Source organism: Oleiharenicola lentus (assembly GCF_004118375.1).
Lineage (GTDB): Bacteria > Verrucomicrobiota > Verrucomicrobiia > Opitutales > Opitutaceae > Lacunisphaera > Lacunisphaera lenta.
This window is the reverse complement of the sequence record NZ_SDHX01000001.1, coordinates 2,282,940-2,302,526: the sequence shown is the minus strand read 5'-3', so window position 1 is coordinate 2,302,526 and position 19,587 is coordinate 2,282,940. Positions and strand designations below refer to the sequence as shown.

Here is a 19,587-nt window from a genome sequence, read left to right as displayed (position 1 = left end):
AATTGCTCGTGCCGGCCAATCGCGCCAACACTCGCGCCCACTTACATGTTCAGCCTCCTCGCGCCTCCCGCCCTCGTCTCCGTCGTCAATGTCTGGCAGGTTTTCCTCACCACCGACCGGGTGGGCCAGTCCGTCATCCTGCTGCTCGCGGTGTTTAGCATCATCGCCTGGGCCGTGATGCTCGGCAAGCGATCCGAGCTCCAGAAGTTGCGCGAGCTGAACCTGCGCTTTGAGCGCCTGCTCGCGCAGGAAAAGCACGTGCTCAGCCTGCCGGAGAACATGCGCAACCGGCGCGACATTCCCTACGCCGACCTGCTGGCCGACGCGCTCGAGGCCTACTGGCGCGCCGCCGCCATCGGCAAGGAGAAGGGCGAGGACACGCTGCGCGGCCGCCTGGAGCACGCCGAGAACGCCATCCAGCGCGCGCTCGCCCGCCAGTCGCTGCGTTACGAGGCGAGCATGATCTTCCTCGCCTCCGTGGTGTCAGGCGCGCCGTTCATGGGCCTGTTCGGCACGGTGTGGGGCGTGATGGAGGCCTTCGTGGCGGTGTCGGTGATGCAAACCGCGAGCATCCAGACGCTGGCCCCCGGTGTCTCGGCGGCGTTGCTCACCACCATCGCCGGCCTCGTGGTGGCGATTCCGTCGGTCTTCGGCTACAATTACCTTCTCGGCAATGTGAAGACGATGATCACCGAACTCGAAAACTACGCCAGCAGCCTGGCGGATCGCATCGAGCTGGAGGCCAAACTGGACTGAGCCATGGCCCGTATCTTCCGCCGTCAACGCCAGCTCCATCCCGTCGCGGAGCTCAACGTCACCAACCTGGTGGACCTGGGTTTCACGCTGCTGATCATCTTCATGATCGCCACGCCCCTCATCCAGCAGGAGCAGACCATCCCGGTCAACCTGCCCGGCGAGTCCAAGCGCGACCAGCAAAAGGCTCCGCCCGACACGGAATACGTCGCGATCTCCATCGACCGGTCGGGCAACTATTATTTCGGCAGCGAGCGCATGTCGCTGCCCGAGATCTCGCGCCAGCTCATGGCCGAGGCGGCCAAGGCCAAGCAGCCCGTCATCCGCATCCGCGCCGACCTCACGCTCCAGTGGCAGCAGGTGGTGCGCGTGATGGACGAGGTGAAGCGGCATAATCTCACCAAGATCACCTTCGACACCGAAGCCCGTTGAGCCGATGCGCGCCACGTCGTCCAGTTCCGTCATCGTCTCGCTGACGCTGCATGCGTTCGTGGTGGCGGTGTTGGTGCTGCTGACGTGGTATTCGGCGATGCAGCAGGCGAAAGCGCCGGTCATTTTCGAGCTGGTGGCCGGACCGCCGACCAATCCCGAGGCGCTGGAGGCTCCGGCCTTGGGCAACACGACCAAGCCCGTGAAGCTTGAGCTTCCCCAGGTGGAGCAGGTGCCAACCATGCCGGAACCCGAGCCGGTGGTGGAGACCGTGCCCGAACCGCCTGCGCCCAAGCCTGCGCCGGTCGAGAAAACCAAACCCAAGGCCCCGGATAAGCCCAAGCCTGACACTTCGATCGCCAAGGAGGTGAAGAAGGCACAGCGGATGTCCTACAACGAGTACTTGAAGAAGCATCCCACGCCGAAGCAGACTCCCGCAAGCAAGCAGACCGGAAAGTCCACGGCCAAGGGCCCCCGGATCGACGCCACCGGTATCGCCCAAGGCGTGCAAGGTGGATCGAAGGCCAACACCAAAGGGGGCGGGGGCGGCAAGGCGCTGACCCGCGAGCAGGCGGACGCCCTCGATACCTATTTTTCCATGCTCATCCAGGAACTGAAGCGCGCGCACGAACCGCCCGCGGGCGTGAGCGACGATCTCCAGACCCAGGTCACCTTCGACATCACGGCCAGCGGCGCGATCATGAACCCGCGCATCAAGAAATCCTCCGGAAACAAGGAGTTCGACCGCTCGGTGATTGAGGCCTTCCTGCGGGTGCGCTCGATCGGTCCGATGCCCACCCGGCGGCCCGACACCGTCACGGTGACCTTCAAGATGAAGGACGAAGTCTGAGGAAATCGCGGCGAAGATGGATGCGAAAAAGTCCTTGCATTCATTCCCCAATGCTTGCTTTTTGGCCCTTCGCACGGGCTCTTAGCTCAGTTGGTAGAGCGCCTCAATGGCATTGAGGAGGTCAGCGGTTCGAACCCGCTAGGGTCCACCAATTTAAGAAAGCCACCCACCGGGGTGGCTTTCTGTTTTTCGGGCCAGGAGGCTCAGTTCTTGAGCAAGGGAGGTTCGGAGTTTTGCGCCGCCGACTCATTTGCGGCCACCCGCCGGGCCAACTCCGCCCAGTAGGCCGCCTCCTGTTCACGGCGAAGCAGGATGCGGTATTCCGCTCCCGCGGCCAGGAAGATAAAGGCGAAGAGCACGCCGGCCATCGGGTTATCGAAGTAGAAAAATGCCAATCCCGCGAAAATCAGCGCCAGGGTGCGTCCCACCAAGACAGCCCACCAAGTGGCCCGCAGGTAGGGCAGGTAGACCGCCAGCACCGCCCGGAATATTCGCCCGCCGTCCATCGGGAAGACCGGCAGCAGGTTGAAGGTGCCCATGACGAGGTTGGCCCAGGCCAAATGCGCAAAGGTGTCGGTGGCCGAGTAGATATCAAAGGAGGCGAGCCCCAGCATCTCGCGCCAGAAGAACGGAATCAACAGGCCGGCGATCACGAAGTTAACCGCCGGACCCGCGACGGTGATGAACAACTCGGCTGAAGGCCGGCGGGGGATCTGGTCCATCTCCGCCATGCCGCCAATGGGCAGGAGCAGGATGCGCGGCACGCGCACGCCGAAGCGCCGGGCCGTGAGCGAGTGGCCCAGTTCGTGCAGCACCACGCAGGCGAAAAACAGCAGAATGAAACAAATGCTCCAAACCATCCCGCTGCGGCCGCCTTCCTGCCAGCCGCTCCAGGCGTAATAGCCCAGAAGCAGGAGAAAACTCACATGCACCGCGAGTTGGATGCCGAAGAGGCGAAACAAGTTAATTGACCACCCAAACATGGGCGCTAAGTAGAACCGTCTGTCCCGAAAGGGCTAATTATTTTCCGCACCACTGATGTCCGAAGCCGTCTCCGCTCCTGTCCCGCGCATTCTCGTCATCGATGATGACACCGAGGTCCGTTACTCGCTCAACCGGGTGCTTTCCTCCCAGCGTTACGAGGTGCAGGAGGCCCCGAGCGGCGAGGAAGGCGTGGCGGCCGTCAAGAAGCAGGCGCCCGACGTGGTGCTGCTCGACAACCGCATGACCGGCATGTCGGGCCTGGAGACCCTTCAGCACATCCGCGCAGCCAATCCGAAGCAGCTGGTGATTTTCATGACCGCCTACGGCACGGCCCAGACCGCGATCGAGGCGATGAAGTTTGGCGCATTCGACTACGTGGTGAAGCCCTTCGATCCGCCCAAGCTGCTGGCGCTGGTGGAGAGCGCCCTGCGCACTCAGGCCGACAACAAGTCCGCCGCGGGTTACAAACCCGTCATCAACACCGAGGAGCACAAGGAAGGCATTGTCGGCGCCTCACCGGCCATGCAGCAGGTGTTCAAGATCATAGGCCAGTTCGCCGCCAGCGACGCGTCGGTGATGATCACCGGCGAGAGCGGCACCGGCAAGGAACTCGTCGCCCGCAGCCTTCACCGCCACAGCCACCGCGCGTCGAAGCCCTATGTCGCGGTCAATTGCGCGGCCATTCCCGAGAATCTGATCGAAAGCGAGCTGTTCGGCCACGAGCGCGGCTCGTTCACAGGCGCGACGGCGCAGCGGCTGGGCAAGTTCGAGCAGTGCGACGGTGGCACCATTTTCCTCGACGAGATCGGCGACATGACGCCGACCACGCAGACCAAGATCCTGCGCGTGCTGCAGGAGGGCGACATCCAGCGCGTCGGCGGCGTGGACACGATCAAGGTCAACGTACGCGTCGTCGCCGCGACCAACAAGGACCTCGAGGCGCTGGTGCGCGAAAAGAAGTTCCGCGAGGACCTCTATTACCGGCTCAACGTCGTGCGCGTTAAGCTGCCGCCATTGCGCGAGCGCACCGAGGACGTGGTCCAGATCGTGGATTTCTTCGTGCAGAACCTCGCCAAGGCCAAGAAGGTGAAGGCGCGCAAGGTGGCGCCGGAAGCCATGGCCCTGCTCACCGCCTACCCGTGGCCGGGCAACGTGCGCGAACTGGAGAACGTCGTTTATCGCAGCGCCGTGGCCGCGACCGGTGACGCGATTTTGCCCAAGGATCTACCCGACGAGGTGCGCGATCCCAAGGGCGCGGCCTCGGTCGTCAGCAGCGGCGAGTCGCTCGAAAGCCTATACGACAAGTTGGCCAAGGCCCTCCGCGCCCAGCACCCGGGTGAAGAGCTGGCCAAGCTGCAGGAAGCGATGGAATCACGCCTGCCGGAGAGTGAAGCCAAGCCGGCGGCCAAGAAACGGCCGAAGAAGTAGGGCCGGCTTTTCAACCGGCCATGATTGAGTCAGCCGCGTGACCGCGGTCGGAATTGACCGGTCGATGACCGGTCCTACTTGCGATCCTGATACCCCTTCGGCTTGGCCTGGTGCCAGCGCCAGGCGGTTTCGATGATCGGCTCGATGGTCTGGAACTTCGGCGTCCAGCCCAGTTGCTCGCGGGCCTTGGCGGCGTCGGCATAGAGCGCGGGCGGATCACCGGCGCGGCGCGGCGCGAAATGGTGGGGGACCTTCAGGCCGGAAACCTTCTCGACCGCGCGGATGACTTTCAGCACCGAGGTCGGCGTGCCGGTGCCGAGGTTGAAGAAATTCTGCGAACCGGGCTTCTCCAGCAGCCTGAAAGCGGCGATGTGGGCGCGGCTGAGGTCGTCCACATGCACATAATCGCGCAGACAGGTCCCGTCCGGGGTGGGGTAGTCGTTGCCGAAAACCTGGAGCGCCGGCCGCAATCCCTGAGCTGCGCCGATGGCCAGAGGGATAAGGTGTGACTCCGGATCGTGATCCTCGCCGATGGAGCCGTCCTCGGCGGCGCCGGCGGCGTTAAAGTAGCGGAAGGCGGCGAAGCTCAGGCCCGTGGCCGGCGCGAGGGCCTTGAGCATGTTTTCCACATCAAGCTTGGTCTGCCCGTAGGGATTGATCGGTTTCTGCGGCAGATCCTCGGTAATCGGCATGCGCTCGGGCACGCCGTAGGTCGCGCAGGTGGACGAGAACACGAACTTTTTCACCCCGTGCGCCAGCATCGCCTCCAGCAGGTGCAACGTGGCCGCGACGTTGTTCTGGTAATACTTGAGGGGGTGGGTCACGGATTCGCCAACGTAGGCATAGGCGGCAAAGTGCATCACCACGTCGGGCTTTTCGGCCGCAATGACGGTGCGGATCGCCTCCGGTTGTCCCAGATTCACGTCGTGCAGACGTATCGAGGGGGCAACTGCGGCCCGGTGCCCGTAAACGAGATTATCCACGACGACGGGTTCATGACCGGCGGCGACCAGCTGTTTGACGCAATGGCTTCCAATGTAACCGGCTCCGCCGGCAACGAGCACTTTCATGGGCAGGCAGTTATTGATTTTAACCTTCCGATGGCTAGGCAAATCTGTTCCCAGTTTCCGCAAGCGACATGAAGCACACCCGCATCGTCATCACCGGCATCGGTCTCACCGCCCCGAACGGCAACACTCTGGCCGAATTCCGCGCCAACCTGCTGAAGGGCGTGTCGGGCATCGCGATGACGGAGGTGCGCTACATGGGCCAGTGGCCGGCCGGTCTCTGCAAATTCGATCCGTTGAAATACCAGAAGAAGAAGGATGTCCGCATCGGCACGCGCGCCGGCAGCATCAGCATCTACTGCGCCCGCGAGGCGGTCGCCGATTCCGGCATCAATCTCGACGCGCGCGACAAGAGCCGCATCGGCGTCTATCTCGGCATCACGGAGCACGGCAACGTTGAGACCGAGAACGAGGTCTTCAACATCTCGCAGTTCAAATACGACACGAAGTTCTGGACGCACCACCACAACCCGCGGACCGTAGCCAACAGCCCCGCGGGCGAAGTATCGCTCAACCTCGGCACGACCGGCCCCGCCTACACGATCGGCGCCGCCTGCGCCGCCGGCAACATGGGCCTCATCCACGCCACCCAGATGCTGCGGCTCGGCGAGGTGGACCTGGCCATCTGCGGCGGCGTGAGCGAGAGTCCGCAGACCTTCGGCATCTTCGCCGGTTTCAAAAGCCAGAACGCCCTCGCCACCCACGCCGACCCGACCAAGGCCAGCCGGCCTTTCGACAAGGGCCGCAACGGCATCGTGATCTCGGAGGGTGGGGCGATCTACACGCTCGAACGCCTCGAAGACGCCCAGGCTCGCGGCGCGAAAATCTACGCCGAAATCGCCGGCTACTGCGTCAACTCCGACGCCACCGACTACGTGTTGCCCAACCCCGAACGCCAGGCCCAATGCGTCGAGAAGGCACTCATCAACGCCGCGATGACGGTGGACGACATCGACATCGTCAACACGCACGCCACCTCGACCCCACAGGGCGACATTCAGGAATGCCAGGCCATCGCCACCGCCTTCGGCAAACGGAAGGAACCGGCTGCGATCAACAACACCAAGAGTTTCATCGGCCACGCCATGGGCGCGGCCGGCGCACTGGAGCTGGCGGGCAATATTCCGAGCTTCGACGACCTCATCGTCCACCCCACGATCAACGTGGATGAGCTTGATCCGCAGTGCGATATCCCCGGCCTCGTGATCAACCAGCCGAGGGCCGTTAAACGGGTTGACGCCATCCTGAATAATTCCTTTGGTATGTTAGGAATTAACTCCACCCTCATCATCAAGCGCTTCCGCACCTGACACCCTCCGCACCATGACGAAAGACGAATGCCGCAAGCTGGTTATCGACATCATTTCCGACATCGCGCCCGATGAGGATCTCAGTGCGGTGAAACCGGATGTTCGTCTGCGCGACCAGCTGCAGCTCGATTCGATGGACTTCCTCGATATCGTCATGGAGCTCCGCAAGCGCCATGGCATCGAAGTGCCCGAGGCCGACTACATGCAACTCGCCTCCCTCGACAGCTGCGCCGATTACCTGACGCCAAAGTTCCAGGCCAAGGCCGGTTGAGGTTCGACCCAGTTTGTCTTCTGTAGGGCGGGATCGCTGATCCCGCCTTTTTTATGGCGGGGTGCGAAGACCACGCCCTACAACTGAGCTCCTGATGAAAGACTCCCATTACGAAGTGGCCATCATTGGCGCCGGCATGTCCGGCCTCGCCGCCGGCATCCGGCTGGCTCACTTCGGCAAGAAGGTCTGCATCTTCGAGCGCCACAACGCGCCGGGCGGCCTGAACAGCTTCTACAGCATCGCGGGCCGCAAGTTTGACGTCGGCCTGCATGCGATGACCAACTACGTCCCGCCGGGCGTGAAAGGCACACCGCTGGTGAAACTGATGCGCCAGCTCCGCATCGACCGCGAGGAATTTGCCCTCTGCCCGCAGAAGCGCTCGCGCATCGCCTTTCGCGATTGCGACCTGAAGTTCACCAACGACTTTGCGGTGCTCGACGCGGAAGTGACGGCGAAGTTCCCCGCCCAGGCCGATGGCTGGCGCGCGCTCGTGCAGCTCGTGAAGACTTACGACGACGTCGCGCTCGACGCGAAGCCGGTGTCGGCGCGCGAGGTGGTGGCGCGGCACATCACGGATCCCCTGCTCACCGACATGATCTTCTGTCCGGTGATGTATTACGGCAGCGCGCAGGAGCGGGACATGGAGTTCGGGCAGTTCGTGATCATGTTCAAGGCGCTCTTCCTCGAAGGTTTTGCCCGGCCGCTGGACGGCGTGCGCGTGATCATCCGCGTGCTGCTCGACAAATACCGGCAGGCCGGCGGCGAGCGGCGCATGAAATGTGGCGTCGCGAAGATTATCGAACGCGAGGGCAGGGCGGTGGCGCTCCGGCTGGACGATGGCACCGAGGTCACGGCCGACCACGTCATCTCGTCCATGGGCTACCCGGAAACGATGCGTGCCTGCGAACCGGCGCACCCGGCCGAGGCCGACGCCAACCTCGGCGCCCTGTCGTTCTGCGAGACGATTTCCGTCTTCAAACAGGCGCCCGCGACCTGGGGCTGGGGCGACGACACGATCATCTTTTTCAACGACTCAGACCGCTTCGATTACTCGCACGCCTCCCATCTCGTGGACCCGCGGAGCGGCGTCATCTGTTTTCCCAACAATTTCGACTACGCCGGCACCGGCGAACTGCCGGAAGGGCTCTTCCGCGTAACCTGCCTCGCCAACCACGACCAATGGTCGGCGCTGGCCGAACCCGATTACCGCGCGGCCAAGGGGCATTGGCTCGGTGAAATGCAGCGCAGCGCCCGCCGTTTCCTGCCAGCCGTGGACGACGCGGTGTTGTCGGGCAACCTGGTCACGACCGACATGTTCACCCCGCGCACGGTGCGAAAGTTCACCGGCCACCTGAACGGCGCGATCTACGGCGCCCCGCGCAAGGTGAAGGACGGACGCACCCACCTCCGCAACCTTTACCTCTGCGGCACCGATCAGGGTTTTCTTGGCATCATCGGCGCCATGCTCAGCGGCATCTCGATGGCGAACTATCACATCTTGCAAAAGAGCGCCGGCTGAGAATCTATCCCTTAACCCCATGAAAACACCCCGACTGCCCCTTGTCCTCATGAGTCTTGTCCTCGCCAGTTGCGCCACCGCCGCCGAAACCTTCAAGGAGCATCTCGGCCTCCAGCTTTGGAGCATGCGCGAGCAGACCAAGGCCGATCCCGCCGCCGCCCTCGACTGGGTGAAGGCGCAGGGCTTCACCGAAGTTGAGACCGCCGGCACCTATGGGTTGTCCGATGAAGCTTTCCTCAAAATGCTGCAGGATCGCGGCCTCAAGGCCGTCGGTGCGCACATCGGCTACGAGGCGCTGACCAAGGATTTGGCCGGGGCGATCAAGACGGCCAAGACCCTCGGCGTGAAATACGTCATGACCGCCTGGATTCCCCACAAGGCGCCGTTCACGGCCGAGATCGCGCGCAAGGCCGCCGCGGACTTCAACAAGTGGGGTGAGGCGTTCCGCCAGGAAGGCATCACCTACGGCTACCACCCGCACGGCTACGAGTTCGTCAAGCTGCCGGAAGAGGGCGGCAAGACGCCGTTCGATCTGATCCTGGAGGGCACCAATCCCAATTTCGTCAGCTTTGAGATGGATGTGTTCTGGGTCTTCCACGCCGGTCTCGACCCGGCCACGCTGCTCCGCCAGCACCCGACCCGCTGGTCGCTGCTCCACGTGAAGGACATTCGCAAGGGCGCCGTAACCGGCCTGTCCACCGGTGGCGCCCCGCCGATCGACAACGTCGCCGTCGGCACCGGCCAGATCGACTGGCCGGCGGTCCTCAAGGCTGCGCAGGACATCGGCGTGAAACACTACTTTGTCGAGGACGAGACGCCCACACCGCTCGTGTGCATTCCCGACAGCCTGAAGTATTTGCGAGCACTCAAACTCTGAGTTGCGCTTTTCGCGGGGCCCCACTCACATGGGGCCCTTTTTCATGGCTTACGACTGGCTCAAAGGCATCGAGGATCACTACGACGTGGTGGTCATTGGCAGCGGACTCGGCGGACTGACCTCCGCCAACGTCCTCGCAAAGTGCGGGCACAAGGTGCTGCTGCTGGAGCATCACTACCAGCTCGGCGGCCTGGCCACCTGGTTCACCCGCAAGGGCGGTCACATCTTCGACATCTCCCTGCACGGTTTTCCGATCGGGATGATCAAGTCCTGTCGCAAATACTGGGGCCAGGACATCGCCGACTCGATTGTGCAGCTCAAGGGCGTGCGGTTCATCAACCCGCAGTTTGAGGTCAACACGACCTTCGACCGCGAGGATTTCACCCGGCAGATGGTCGAGAAATTCCAGGTCCCGGCCGAGACGGTGGAGCGGTTCTTCACCGACCTGCGGGCGATGAATTTCTACGACAACAACCCCGAGACCACGGGGCAGATGTTCGAGCGCTATTTCCCGGGTCGCGACGACGTGAAGCGCCTGCTTATGGAGCCCATCGCCTATGCCAACGGCTCCACGATGGACGATCCGGCGATCACCTTCGGCATCGTGTTCTCCAACTTCATGAGCAAGGGCGTCTATACCTTCCAAGGCGGCACCGACGTGCTGGTGAAGAAGATGGCCGCCGAGCTGAAGAAGAACGGCGCCGAGCTGCGCAAGCACGTGCTCGTGGAGAAAATCCTGACCGAGGAACGCGACGGCCGCAAAGTGGTGACCGGCGTTGTCGCCAACGGCCGCACCATCCGCTGCGACGCGGTGGTCTCGAATTCCAACATCAAGAACACGGTCCTGCGCCTCGGCGGCGAGGAGAACTTCAGTCAGGAATTCGTGGCCCAGACCAAAGCTGTGCGGGTTAACAGCAGCTCCTGTCAGGTCTATCTCGGAATCAAGAAGGGCGAGACACTGCCGCACATCGGCGACCTCGTGTTTACCTCCGACGAGCCGAAGTTCTCCAGCGAGAAGCTCGTGGACCTGCACACGACGAGCCGCACCTTCTCGATGTATTACCCGGACACCCGTCCGGGCAGCGACCGCTACACGGTCGTCGTGTCCATCAACGGCCGCTACGAAGACTGGAAGAGCCTGAGCGAGGAGGATTACGCCAAGCACAAGCAACGTCTGATCGACGAGTCCATCGCTTCGCTTGAGAAGTTCATCCCCGACGTGCGCGCCAAGATCGACTGGATGGAGGCCGCCACGCCGCGCACGATCGAGTATTACACGCACCATTGGAACGGCACGTCGTTCGGCACCAAGTTCGAAGGCCTCAAGGTCTCGATGGATCTGCCCAACCAGCTGCCCGGCCTCTACCACGCCGGCTCGGTCGGTATCATCATGTCGGGCTGGCTCGGCACCATCAACTATGGCGTGATCGTCGCCAACCAGGTGGACAAATTCATCGCCGCGAAGAAACGCACGACCGAGCCCGCCCACACCTGATTTTCACCGTGACCGAAGTCGAAAAACTCATCCCGCACCGTCCGCCGTTCCTGTTCGTGGACGAAATCGTTTCCCACGAGGGCGAGTCCCTTGTCGCCAAGCGCACCTGGCGCGCCGACGAGGATTTCTACAAGGGCCACTATCCCGGCGCCCCGATCACGCCCGGCGTGCTCCTGAGTGAGTCCGTCTTCCAGACCGGTGCCTGCCTGATGGCCAAGCTCATGGCCGGCGCAGCCGGACAGGGCGGGGGAGTGCCGCTCCTCAGCAAGGTCTCGGACATCCGTTTCCGCCTGCCGGTTTATCCGGGCGAGACTGTTACCATCGAGGTGAAGCGCAAGGAGACGGTCGGCGAGTTTCACTTCCTCACCGGCCTGATGAAAAACACCGAGGGCAAGAAGATCATGAACGTCGAGTTCGCGGTCGCGTGGAAGAAACCCGAGGGCCAGGTCACCACGTGAGCGACTTTCTCCAGCTTTCCGGCAAGACCTTCCTGGTCCAAGGCGTGGCCAACAGGAAGAGCGTCGCATGGTTCATCGCCAAGACGCTGGAAGAGCAGGGCGCGCGGGTGGTCTATGCCGTGCGCTCCGAGGCGCGGAAAAAATCCCTTGAGACGTTGCTGGCCGGAAAGCCGGTCTTCCTGTGCGACGTTGAGCAGGAGGGCGCCGCCGACCAGCTGGCCGCCGAGGTTGCGGCGGCCGGTTTCGCGCCGCTGCACGGGTTGGTCCATTCAATCGCTTTCGCCAACTACAGCGAGGGCTTCAAGACCTTCTCTGAGACGAAGCGGAAGGACTTTCTGCAGGCGACGGCCATCTCGGCCTTCTCGCTCGTGGAACTCGCGCAGGCCTTCAAGCCGCATCTCGCGAAAAATGCCTCGGTCATTACCATCGGCATTTCCTCGCTGCTCGTGACGCCCGATAACTACGGCTACATGGGCCCGATCAAGGCCGCGCTGGAGTCCTGTTCGCGCTTTCTGGCCAAGTCCTTCGGCTCTGCCGGGACCGGCGTGCGCTTCAACGTCGTCGGCTCTGGTCCGCTCAAAACCAGCGCCTCCGCGGGCATTCCCGGCTACATCGAGAGTTACATCTATGCGGAGAAACTGACCTTCCGGAACAGGAACCTTGAGACCCAGGAGGTGGCCAATGTCGCCGTGTTCCTGCTCAGCGAGCGCAGCAGCGGCCTGAACGGCACGACCCTCGTCGTCGACGCCGGACTGGGCAGCAATTACTTCGACAAGGAAATCATCCGGCTGGCCATGCGGCCGGAGAAATAAGCCATGCGATTCAAGCACGCCTGCATTGAATCGCTCGCCGTGGCGCTCCCGGACGATGTCTGGACTTCCGCCGCCATCGAGGAGCGCCTGAAGCCGCTCTACGACCGGTTGAAACTACCCGCCGGCCGGCTGGAACTCATGACGGGCATCAGGGAGCGCCGCATGTGGGCGCCCGGCACGAAGCCGTCCGACGCCAGCGCCGCCGCCGGCCGCAACGTGCTCAAGGCCTCGGCGCTGCGCGCGGAGCAGATGGAGGTCTTCATCCACTCGGCGGTGTGCCGCGACATGCTGGAGCCCGCGACGGCATCGTTTGCCCACCGCAAGATCGGCCTCGGGACCGACTGCCAGGTATTCGACGTGTCGAACGCGTGTCTCGGATTCCTCAACGGTTTGGTAACGCTCGCGGCGATGGTCGATGCCGGGCAGATCAAGTGCGGCATGGTGGCCTCGGGCGAAAACGGCCGCCCGCTCGTGGATCGCACGATCCGGCACTTGCTGGAAACGCCGCTCGACCGGAATGCGATCAAGCCGTTCTTCGCCAACCTGACGATTGGCTCGGCGGCCGTGGCGGCCATCGTCTGCCACGAGGACCTGGTCCCCGCCGGCCGGCCCAAGCACCGGCTGGTCTGCGGCAGCGCCCATGCCGAGACGAAGCACAGCGACCTCTGCCAAGGCGATAGCGACGGCGACACGCTCGTGATGGAAACCGATTCCGAACAACTGCTGCTCGCCGGCATGGACGTCGCCAAAGCGACGTGGACCAAATTCGCCGCCGAGTCGGGCTGGGGTGTCGGCACGCCGGATCGCGTCATCACCCACCAAGTGGGTTCCGCACACCGTCGGAAACTCTACGAAACGCTGCAGCTAGATGCGGCCAAGGATTTCGCCTCGGTGGATTTTCTGGGTAACACCGGTTCGGCTGCGCTGCCGGCCACGCTGGCGCTGGCGGCGGAGCGTGGCGCGCTGCAACCCGGGCAAAAAGCCGCACTCCTGGGCATCGGCAGCGGTCTGAACAGCCTGATGTTGGCCGTCGAATGGTGAGAGGGACGACACAACTCCCAGACTGGCTCACCGAGCTGTATCCATTCGAACCGAAGCAGTTCGACACCGGCGCAGGCGCGCTCAGCTATCTCGACGAAGGCCAGGGCGACGAAGCCGTGCTCATGGTCCACGGCAACCCGACGTGGTCGTTTTTCTACCGCAATGTCGTGCTGGAGCTGCGCGGGCGTATGCGCTGCATCGTGCCGGACCATCTGGGGTGCGGCCTTTCCGACAAGCCCCAGGATTACGACTACACGCTGTCCAACCATGTGGCGAACCTCGGCCGGCTGCTCGATTCGCTGAATCTGCGCAAGATCCACCTGATCGTCCACGATTGGGGCGGACCGATCGGGTTGGGGGCCTGCCTGCCGCGTCATGAGAAGCTGGGCAAGGTGGTCATCCTGAACACGGCGGCCTTCGCCGATACCGTCGTCCCGGCTCGCATCCGGTTCTGTCGCATCCCGGTGATCGGGGAGTTGGCCGTGCGCGGCTTCAATGGCTTTGCCTGGCCCGCTACGTGGATGGCCGTCACCAAACCGCTGCCAGCGGCGATTAAGCGCGGATTCCTGTTCCCCTACGACTCATGGACCAACCGGATCGCCACCCACCGGTTTGTGCGCGACATCCCACAGGGAGTGGGGGCCCCCAACGACGAAGCCCTGACGAAGATTGAAGCTGCCTTGCCCCTGCTGAGGCAGCACGAAGTCAGGATCATCTGGGGTGGACGGGACTTTTGCTTCAACCGGCACTACTTTGACCGCTGGAAAGCGCTCTTTCCAACTGCGCCTAGCGATTATTTGGCCGGCGCCGGACACTACCTCCTGGAGGACGACCCAACCGCGGTGTTGGCCGGCATTACCCACCATTTCCAGTAAAAATTATCCTGTGTCCTGCGCCTGAAACGAGACCTCAAGTCAGGACTGAAAGTTCTCACGAAAAGTGTGGAACCGGCCGCTTTTGTCGCTTACCAAAACCAACTTGCACATGATCAACACAAGGCTTGCCCCCCGTAACCGTTCCACCCGCTTGCATTCGCTTCTGGCCCGCTCGCTCCGGCGGGTGACTTTTCTGGTGGGGCTTGGCGGCCTGCTTGGCTCAGCCCTGGCCCAGGATTACACCTACAGCACCTTCGCCGGTGTGGCCGGCAAGGGCGGCAACCTGAACGGCAGCGGAGGCAATCAGCTGGTGCCCATCTTCAATTTTCCCATCAGCGTGGCTGTGAATCCGGCCGGTGACATTTATGTGGCTGATTCGGCCAACTCCCTGATCCGGAAGGTGACTCAAGCCGGGGTCGTAACCACATTCGTCGGCACCGCCGGTCGGGTGGGGGGCAATGACGGCAGCACCACCGATCCGAATGTCACGTTTAACCTGCCTCAAGGCACGGTGGTGGACAGCGCCGGCAACCTTTACGTGTCCGATTACGCCGGCCACACGATTCGCAAGATCACCGCCAGCGGCACCGTGACCACACTCGCGGGCACCGCGGCCACCGCCGGCACGGCTGATGGCACGGGGAGTGCGGCCCGCTTCCAGAATCCCAGCGGACTGGCCGTGGACACCGCGGGCAATCTCTATGTCGCCGACTCTGGGAGCCATGTGATTCGAAAGATCACACCCGCCGGCGTAGTCACAACTGTGGCCGGCACCGCCGGATCGGCCGGCAACGCCAACGGACTGGGGGCCGCCGCCCGGTTCTTCAATCCGCGAGGTATCGCGGTGGACAGCGCGGGCATTATTTATGTCGCCGACACGGGCAACAACATGATTCGCCGGATCGCGACCGATGGCACCGTCACAACCCTGGCCGGCGCGCCCAACACCTTTGGAGGCACGGATGGCACCGGCGCCGCCGCCCGGTTCAATTTTCCCAACTCCCTGGCGGTCGATACCGGTGGCAACGTCTATGTTGCCGACCAGCTCAACTCGACCATCCGCAAGGTGACGTCCGCAGGCGTCGTGACGACGCTGGCCGGCTCCGCGGGTGTGGCCGGGCGGGTGGATGGGAGCGGCAGTGCCGCGCGCTTCGACCGGCCGACGGGCGTCGCAGTTGACTCCTCGGGCAACATTTATGTCGCCGACTATCGGAATCAGCTGATTCGCAAAGTAACCTCCGCCGGCGTCGTGACGACGCTGGCCGGCTCGGGCGGCTTGGCTGGCCTGCAAAACGGCTCCGGCTTCCTGCTCGACCCCGTCTTGTTCCGCAACCCGGCCGACACCGCCGTCGATTCTGCCGGCAATATTTATGTTTCCGACTCCGGCAATCATGCGGTCCGGAAAATCACCCCGGATGGAGTCACCATGCTTTTCGCGGGCAGCACCGCCGGACTGCGTGGTTTCAGCAACGGCACAGGCAACGCGGCGTCTTTCTACAGCCCCGCCGGTCTGGCCTTCGACAGCGCAGGAAATCTCTTTGTCGCCGACTCCGCCAATCATCTCGTGCGCCGTATCACTCCCGCTGGCGAGGTCTCTTCCTATGCAGGCGTCGCCCTGACTTCCGGAACCACCAACGGGGACCGCAACAGCGCCAAGTTCAACTACCCGAGCGGGGTGGCGGTGGATGCCGCCGGCAACGTTTACGTGGCCGACTATGGCAACCATGTCATTCGGCAGATTTCCGCTGCGGGTGTGGTCTCAACCTATGCCGGCTCGGAAGGACTCTCCGGCGCCATGGACGGCTCAGGTAGCAGCGCCCGCTTCAACTATCCGCGTGACCTGGCCATCGACACCGCCGGCAACCTCTATGTGGCGGACACCGGCAACCATGTGGTGCGACGCATTGCGCCCGGCGGAGCCGTCACGACCCTCGCCGGCTCCTTGGGTGTGCCCGGTTCCACGGATGCGACTGGCAGCAGCGCCCGCTTCAGCGGCCCGAGCGGGGTGGCGGTGGACGCCAACGGCAATGTTTACGTGGCTGACACCAACAGCAGCACCGTGCGCAAAATATCACCGTCCGGAGCCGTCACGACCATCGGTGGCCAGGCTGGCAGCGTCGGCTCGGTTGACGGGGCCGGCTCCACAGCACGGTTCAACTATCCCAGCGGCCTCGCGGTGGATAGCACCGGAAATCTCTACATCGCCGACAACCGCAATCACACCATCCGCAAGGGCTTTGCGCCCGGCAACAGCGGTGGCGGGGGCGGCGGGGGCGGGGGCGGTGGGAGCGGCAACGATGGCAGCGGTGGTGGTATCGACGACAGCAGTGTCGGCTCGGGCCATTTGCTGCAGCCGAACGGAATCACGGTGGATGCGCTGGGCAATTATTACGTCTGCGACACCGCCAATCACTGCATCAGGCGAGTCAGTTCCACAGGCATTGTTTCAGTCCTGGCCGGACGCAGCGGCACCTCGGGCACGACGGATGGCACGGGAGAGGCCGCGCGGTTCAACAGCCCCACCGGCATTGCCTATGACAACGCCGGCAACCTCTACGTAACCGACACCGGCAATTCCACGATCCGCAAGGTCACCACCTCCGGTAGCGTGACCACGTTTGCGGGGACGGCCGGATCGAGTGGGACGACCGACGGCACGGGCACGGCCGCGCTCTTCAGCATGCCGACGGGCATCGCCTACGACGCCTCTTTGGGCGACCTTTATGTATCGGATGCCGCGAGCGCCACCATCCGCAAGATCACCAGTGGAGCGGTGGTGAGCACCTATGCGGGTGCCGCCCGCGTAACGGGCGATGCCGACGGCCACCGCACCGCCGCACGATTCAACAATCCCACCGGCCTCGCGCACGACAGCTTTTCCTCGCTGTTCATCGCCGATACCTACAATCACACGCTCCGCCGCATCAACACCGCACGCCGCACGGTTTCAGCCACAGCGGCCGGAACCATCGGCACCGCGGGCAACGCCCTGGTGGTCGTCACGGACTCGGCGTTGACCAACAGTCCGATCACCCTGAACGTGCCGGTGGCCGCCACCGATGAACCCGCCACCTGGGCGGCGAAAGTGGTGACCGCATTGAACGGTAATACGACATTGGCGGCGCGTTATACGGCTAGCTCGAGCGGGGCACTCATCACGCTCACGTATCTTTCGGGAGTGGATGACTCCAGCGTGGCCAACCTATCACTGGACAACGGAACCTGCACCGGCATCACGCCGGCACCGACCAGCACCGCCTCCACGGTTTCCGGGTTGGTGAGCACCATCGCCGGCTCGCCCGGAATCAGCGGCATCTACGACGGCATCGGCGAATATGCCTTGTTTAACCTCCCGCAGGGTGTGGCGGTTGATTCCAGCAACGGCGTCCTCTATGTCGCGGATACGGGCAACAGTTGCATCCGCCGCGCCGTTCCTACCGGAAGTGTCATCACCGTGGCCGGCATTGCCGGTATTTCCGGCAAGCGCAGCGGCCCGGCCGAACAGGCGTTGTTCAACCAGCCGAAGGGCCTCATTGCGGGCAGCAGCCTGATTATCCTCACCGACAGCGGCAACTCGATCTTGCGGGCCATCGGAGTAGGGACCAGCGGGGTAACCGTATCCACCGTGAAACTGACAACTGAAACCACTTCCGGCGGCGGAACCGATGGCGGTTCATCCGGCGGTGGTGGCGGTGGTGGTGCCCCAAGTCTCTGGTTCGTCGCCGCGCTCAGCAGCATGTGGGCGCTCCGCCGCTTTCAGAAAGCGAAGCGCTCTTGAGCACTGCCGGGTCAGGCCAACTCGCAGAATCAGCATGCGAGTTGGCCAGGAACCGCCATCAAGTTTGAGGCGGGGTTCTGGTAGGAAATTCTTAGCGAACTCGATGCTCAGCCGTAGATGGCAGGCAACTGCTTGGGGTTACCAAAAGGGTAATGCACAGAAAATCAGCATTATGTATATTAGACATAACCTATATTGTGCATGTTTTAGCTCTAGGCAAGGCATATTTCCAATTTTCCTCCCATCCGGTTTGAAATGCCACTGAGTCAACCGAGCAGGTATCTGTTATCTGTAACCCCCGCCTCAGTCAACCGACCTGTGAGGCACCTGATCAGAGAATTGAGGTAAAAGTTTAGGATATGGGACGAATACCAAGGGCGGCTACGCCGCCTACTCAGGCCCGGCCGACACATGCTTTAGGGGACAGTTGTCCCAATAATAACAAGGTTAGGGAATGCGGACCGCTTCGCGGCCCGCATTCCCACAACCTATCCCAGATAGGCCCCGACGCGACGGCGCGAGTTTGGTCAGTGTCGGCCGGGATTGCCCTCGACCCGTTGGGGTCGCGGGCCGGGCAATCCCTAATGCCCATATGCGGCGATGTCTGCCGGGATGGGCACACGAACGATTGAGGGGTTTTTCCACAAATCGACAGGCTCTGCCTACGAAGGCGGAATCTCGGCAGCTAGACGCCTTAACGAGCGAGTCGATTCCCATGCCTCTCTCCACCTGTCCGGCTCATCAAATACGAGTCCGTAAACCGTCAAATGCGTATAGGTCCCAGCGGGATCAGCACAAAGCTTATCCATCATCTCTTCCTTCTCGTGAAAGGTGCTCCAAATCCAAGCGGCAATGATAGTGCCCTTGGAGCCAGTGAGACCAAAGCAGGGAACGGATTTATTCGCCTTGTAGGCGCGAAATTCCGGAGGCTTTGGTTTAGCGGCAGCAGCAGACATTTGCTTCCGGTTCGCTTCATCCACAGCAGCCAAATAGCCCGCACGCGCCACCCCTACCCGATGAACCAGCTTCTTGCCCTCGATACTGAGAGGCGGAGGCTCTGGAATACGAACCTCCTTCAACTTCCCCCCAGAACGGCCAATAGCGCGATTCCTACGCTTCTCCTGCGCAGCTTTGAGGGCAGCCTGCTCATAACCTTCTACCGACTCAATAGCATCATGGCGTTGAACAAACCAGTTCACACCGCGAAGCAGCTCCAAAAGGATATCCACGTTAAAGTCAGAAACTCCGCCGACACGACTGACGGCGGAGTGACCAAGCCAAACCCAATGGACGGATACGCCGATCTCGCTATCAATCTCCATCCACCAGTAAAAATCACCCGGAATGAGAGACTGGATGGAGCGCCTAACAGTATGAACGACAGAAGTTGATGCGGCGCCTAGGACAACGCCGTCAGATACCTTAAGCAGGTCTTTTGCCTTCGCCCTAACCTTAGCAGGTTTCACAGCAAGAGACTAGGCTACCGCTTCGAGGCTTCACGAAGAAATTCCGCCATAGCTGCGTGGAATTTGTCACTAGGACAGCGTGCGATAGATTCAGCAACGTGAGCCAAGAAAGGCCCCGGTTTCATTCCCTGGCTACGGGCTAACTGAACAAGGGGCGTCATAGCATCACGACTA

General features: G+C 62.6%; 17 protein-coding genes and 1 tRNA gene. 15 read left to right on the top strand and 3 right to left on the bottom strand.

Annotated features, from left to right (window positions below; all coding sequences use genetic code 11):
- Window positions 1-45: 45 nt before the first annotated feature.
- The 4 genes from ESB00_RS09595 to ESB00_RS09580 all read left to right on the top strand — a co-directional run bounded on the left by ESB00_RS09595 (window position 46) and on the right by ESB00_RS09580 (window position 2,183).
- Window positions 46-756, top strand: a complete 711-nt coding sequence (locus ESB00_RS09595; RefSeq protein WP_129047471.1) for a MotA/TolQ/ExbB proton channel family protein — start codon at window positions 46-48, stop codon at window positions 754-756.
- Between the two features lie 3 nt (window positions 757-759).
- A complete protein-coding gene (locus ESB00_RS09590; RefSeq protein ID WP_129047470.1) occupies window positions 760-1,185 on the top strand; it encodes an ExbD/TolR family protein in 426 nt (141 codons plus the stop codon).
- A 4-nt stretch (window positions 1,186-1,189) separates the two neighbouring features.
- On the top strand, window positions 1,190-2,032 hold the full coding sequence (locus ESB00_RS09585; RefSeq protein ID WP_129047469.1) for an energy transducer TonB: 843 nt from the start codon (window positions 1,190-1,192) through the stop codon (window positions 2,030-2,032).
- 75 nt (window positions 2,033-2,107) lie between these two features.
- Window positions 2,108-2,183: transfer RNA gene (locus ESB00_RS09580), tRNA-Ala, on the top strand.
- A 52-nt stretch (window positions 2,184-2,235) separates the two neighbouring features.
- On the opposite strand, the gene ESB00_RS09575 is transcribed toward ESB00_RS09580, so the two are convergent.
- Window positions 2,236-2,994 carry a site-2 protease family protein gene (locus ESB00_RS09575; RefSeq protein WP_164976123.1) on the bottom strand — a complete coding sequence of 253 codons (759 nt, stop codon included), beginning with the start codon at window positions 2,992-2,994 and terminating at the stop codon, window positions 2,236-2,238.
- Window positions 2,995-3,070: 76 nt separating this feature from the next.
- Here ESB00_RS09575 and ESB00_RS09570 point away from each other — a divergent pair, with 76 nt between their 5' ends.
- Complete coding sequence (locus tag ESB00_RS09570) at window positions 3,071-4,444, top strand: sigma-54-dependent transcriptional regulator (RefSeq protein WP_129047467.1); 1,374 nt, start codon at window positions 3,071-3,073, stop codon at window positions 4,442-4,444.
- Between the two features lie 74 nt (window positions 4,445-4,518).
- Here the strand turns inward: ESB00_RS09570 and galE are convergent, their stop codons facing one another.
- Window positions 4,519-5,514: a UDP-glucose 4-epimerase GalE gene (galE, locus tag ESB00_RS09565; RefSeq protein WP_129047466.1), complete on the bottom strand. Its 996-nt coding sequence runs from the start codon at window positions 5,512-5,514 to the stop codon at window positions 4,519-4,521.
- Between the two features lie 68 nt (window positions 5,515-5,582).
- Here galE and ESB00_RS09560 point away from each other — a divergent pair, with 68 nt between their 5' ends.
- The 10 genes from ESB00_RS09560 (at window position 5,583) to ESB00_RS09515 (ending at window position 17,947) form a co-directional block, all read left to right on the top strand.
- Window positions 5,583-6,821 carry a beta-ketoacyl-[acyl-carrier-protein] synthase family protein gene (locus ESB00_RS09560; RefSeq protein WP_129047465.1) on the top strand — a complete coding sequence of 413 codons (1,239 nt, stop codon included), beginning with the start codon at window positions 5,583-5,585 and terminating at the stop codon, window positions 6,819-6,821.
- A 13-nt stretch (window positions 6,822-6,834) separates the two neighbouring features.
- On the top strand, window positions 6,835-7,092 hold the full coding sequence (locus ESB00_RS09555) for an acyl carrier protein (protein ID WP_129047464.1): 258 nt from the start codon (window positions 6,835-6,837) through the stop codon (window positions 7,090-7,092).
- A 94-nt stretch (window positions 7,093-7,186) separates the two neighbouring features.
- Window positions 7,187-8,611 carry a phytoene desaturase family protein gene (locus ESB00_RS09550; protein ID WP_129047463.1) on the top strand — a complete coding sequence of 475 codons (1,425 nt, stop codon included), beginning with the start codon at window positions 7,187-7,189 and terminating at the stop codon, window positions 8,609-8,611.
- Window positions 8,612-8,630: 19 nt separating this feature from the next.
- Complete coding sequence (locus ESB00_RS09545; protein ID WP_129047462.1) at window positions 8,631-9,488, top strand: sugar phosphate isomerase/epimerase family protein; 858 nt, start codon at window positions 8,631-8,633, stop codon at window positions 9,486-9,488.
- 43 nt (window positions 9,489-9,531) lie between these two features.
- On the top strand, window positions 9,532-10,983 hold the full coding sequence (locus ESB00_RS09540; protein WP_129047461.1) for a phytoene desaturase family protein: 1,452 nt from the start codon (window positions 9,532-9,534) through the stop codon (window positions 10,981-10,983).
- Between the two features lie 8 nt (window positions 10,984-10,991).
- Window positions 10,992-11,441, top strand: coding sequence for a 3-hydroxyacyl-ACP dehydratase FabZ family protein (locus ESB00_RS09535; protein WP_129047460.1), 450 nt, complete (start codon window positions 10,992-10,994; stop codon window positions 11,439-11,441).
- Window positions 11,438-12,253 (top strand): enoyl-ACP reductase FabI, encoded by an 816-nt coding sequence (locus tag ESB00_RS09530; protein ID WP_129047459.1) that lies wholly within the window; start codon window positions 11,438-11,440, stop codon window positions 12,251-12,253. The genes ESB00_RS09535 and ESB00_RS09530 overlap by 4 nt, the downstream gene beginning before the upstream one ends.
- A 3-nt stretch (window positions 12,254-12,256) precedes the next feature.
- Window positions 12,257-13,294, top strand: a complete 1,038-nt coding sequence (locus tag ESB00_RS09525) for a 3-oxoacyl-ACP synthase III (RefSeq protein ID WP_129047458.1) — start codon at window positions 12,257-12,259, stop codon at window positions 13,292-13,294.
- Window positions 13,288-14,169, top strand: coding sequence for an alpha/beta fold hydrolase (locus tag ESB00_RS09520; RefSeq protein WP_129047457.1), 882 nt, complete (start codon window positions 13,288-13,290; stop codon window positions 14,167-14,169). Before ESB00_RS09525 ends, ESB00_RS09520 begins: the two co-directional genes overlap by 7 nt.
- A 151-nt stretch (window positions 14,170-14,320) precedes the next feature.
- Entirely contained in the window at window positions 14,321-17,947 is a 3,627-nt protein-coding gene (locus ESB00_RS09515; protein WP_164976122.1) for an NHL domain-containing protein, read from the top strand.
- 662 nt (window positions 17,948-18,609) lie between these two features.
- Here the strand turns inward: ESB00_RS09515 and ESB00_RS09510 are convergent.
- Window positions 18,610-19,269 carry a hypothetical protein gene (locus ESB00_RS09510; RefSeq protein WP_129047455.1) on the bottom strand — a complete coding sequence of 220 codons (660 nt, stop codon included), beginning with the start codon at window positions 19,267-19,269 and terminating at the stop codon, window positions 18,610-18,612.
- Window positions 19,270-19,587 lie beyond the last annotated feature (318 nt).

Coding starts and splice junctions, on each gene's coding strand:
- ESB00_RS09595 (WP_129047471.1), top strand. CDS start 46: ATGTTCAGCCTCCTCGCGCCTCCCGCCCTCGTCTCCGTCGTCAATGTC.
- ESB00_RS09590 (WP_129047470.1), top strand. CDS start 760: ATGGCCCGTATCTTCCGCCGTCAACGCCAGCTCCATCCCGTCGCGGAG.
- ESB00_RS09585 (WP_129047469.1), top strand. CDS start 1,190: ATGCGCGCCACGTCGTCCAGTTCCGTCATCGTCTCGCTGACGCTGCAT.
- ESB00_RS09570 (WP_129047467.1), top strand. CDS start 3,071: ATGTCCGAAGCCGTCTCCGCTCCTGTCCCGCGCATTCTCGTCATCGAT.
- galE (WP_129047466.1), bottom strand. CDS start 5,514: ATGAAAGTGCTCGTTGCCGGCGGAGCCGGTTACATTGGAAGCCATTGC.
- ESB00_RS09560 (WP_129047465.1), top strand. CDS start 5,583: ATGAAGCACACCCGCATCGTCATCACCGGCATCGGTCTCACCGCCCCG.
- ESB00_RS09555 (WP_129047464.1), top strand. CDS start 6,835: ATGACGAAAGACGAATGCCGCAAGCTGGTTATCGACATCATTTCCGAC.
- ESB00_RS09550 (WP_129047463.1), top strand. CDS start 7,187: ATGAAAGACTCCCATTACGAAGTGGCCATCATTGGCGCCGGCATGTCC.
- ESB00_RS09545 (WP_129047462.1), top strand. CDS start 8,631: ATGAAAACACCCCGACTGCCCCTTGTCCTCATGAGTCTTGTCCTCGCC.
- ESB00_RS09540 (WP_129047461.1), top strand. CDS start 9,532: ATGGCTTACGACTGGCTCAAAGGCATCGAGGATCACTACGACGTGGTG.
- ESB00_RS09525 (WP_129047458.1), top strand. CDS start 12,257: ATGCGATTCAAGCACGCCTGCATTGAATCGCTCGCCGTGGCGCTCCCG.
- ESB00_RS09520 (WP_129047457.1), top strand. CDS start 13,288: ATGGTGAGAGGGACGACACAACTCCCAGACTGGCTCACCGAGCTGTAT.
- ESB00_RS09510 (WP_129047455.1), bottom strand. CDS start 19,269: ATGGAGATTGATAGCGAGATCGGCGTATCCGTCCATTGGGTTTGGCTT.